General features: G+C 67.7%; 1 protein-coding gene. It reads right to left on the reverse strand.

The features are described 5' to 3' along the window. Positions 1–1,548: beta-ketoacyl synthase N-terminal-like domain-containing protein (locus WBF82_RS16935; protein ID WP_424384128.1), on the reverse strand; the 1,548-nt coding region annotated here is incomplete at both ends.

Consider the following 1,548-nt stretch of genomic DNA (forward strand, 5'->3'; position numbering starts at 1 on the left):
TCTAAGAACTCGCCGTACTCGTCGAAGCGCATCCCGCCGACGTACTCGCCCGGCGCCTGCTCTGCGGTCTTGGCTTCGACTGCAGGCTGCGGCTCGGGTTCGCGTTCGACGACATCGCGCGGCAGCACCTCACGCAGCACCACGTGCGCATTGGCGCCGCCGAAACCGAAGCTCGACACACCCGCGACCGCATACCCGCCGTAGCGCGGCCAGTCCGCGACCGTGTCCAGCACCCGCAGATGCGATGCGTCGAAGTCGATGTAGGGGTTGGGCCCGGCGTAGTTGATCGACGGCGGCAGCTTGTCGTGCTGCAGCGCGAGCACCATTTTCACCAGGCTTGCCGCACCGGCCGCCGACTCCATGTGTCCGACATTGGTTTTCACCGCGCCGAGCAGGGCCGGCTTGTCGGCGGGACGGCCACGGCCGATCACCCGGCCGAGCGCCTGAGCCTCGATCGGGTCACCGAGCACCGTGCCGGTGCCGTGCGCTTCGACGTAGTCGACGGTGCGCGGGTTGATGCCGGCGTCCTTGTAGGCCCGGCGCAACACGTCGGCCTGCGCGTCCGGATTGGGAGCGATCAGACCGTTGGACCGACCGTCGTGGTTGACCGCGCTGCCGGCGATCACGGCCAGGATCTGGTCGCCGTCGCGGCGCGCATCGTCGACCCGTTTGAGCACCAGCATCGCGCCGCCCTCGGAACGGGTGTAGCCGTCGGCGTCCGACGAGAACGATTTGATCCGGCCGTCGGGCGAGAGCACCTGGCCGATCTCGTCGAAACCGAGCGTCACCGCAGGGGTGATCAACGCGTTGACGCCACCGGCGACGGCCATGTCGCACTCGCCGCTGCGCAGCGCCTGCACCGCCTGATGGGCGGCGACCAGCGAGCTCGAGCAGGCGGTATCGACCGCGACCGACGGGCCGTGGAAGTCATAGAAGTACGAAACCCGGTTGGCCACAATCGAACTCGCCGTTCCAGTGATCGCATAGGGATGGGCGACGGTCGGATCCGACATCGCCAAGAAGCTGTAGTCGTTGACCGAGGTGCCAACGTAGACGCCGACAGATTCGCCGCGCATGCTGGACGCCGGGATGCGCGCGTGCTCGAGCGCCTCCCAGGTCAGCTCCAGCGCCATCCGCTGCTGCGGGTCGATGTTGTCGGCTTCGGTCTTGGACAGCGCGAAGAACTCGGAGTCGAAGCCCTTGATGTCTTTCAAGTAGCCGCCGCGGGTGCGGGCCTTGGTGATGCGCTCGGCCAGCCGCGGCTCTTCCATGAATTCCGACCAACGGCCCTCGGGCAGATCGGTGATCGCGTCGCGACCTTCCAGCAGCGCCTGCCACGTCTGCTCGGGTGTATCCATGTCGCCCGGTAACCGGGTGGCCAGGCCCACTACCGCGATGTCGACCCGCTCGACCGGCCCGCTGCGCGTCCAGTCCGTGTCGTCGACTGCTGAGTCGTCCTCGAAGGGGTCGCCCTCGACGATCCAGGTGGCCAGCGATTCGATGGTCGGATGCTCGAAGGCGGCCGCGATCGACACCGTGACCCCGGTG

Origin of the sequence: Mycobacterium sp. (genome assembly GCF_049673265.1) — a bacterium.
Lineage (GTDB): Bacteria > Actinomycetota > Actinomycetes > Mycobacteriales > Mycobacteriaceae > Mycobacterium.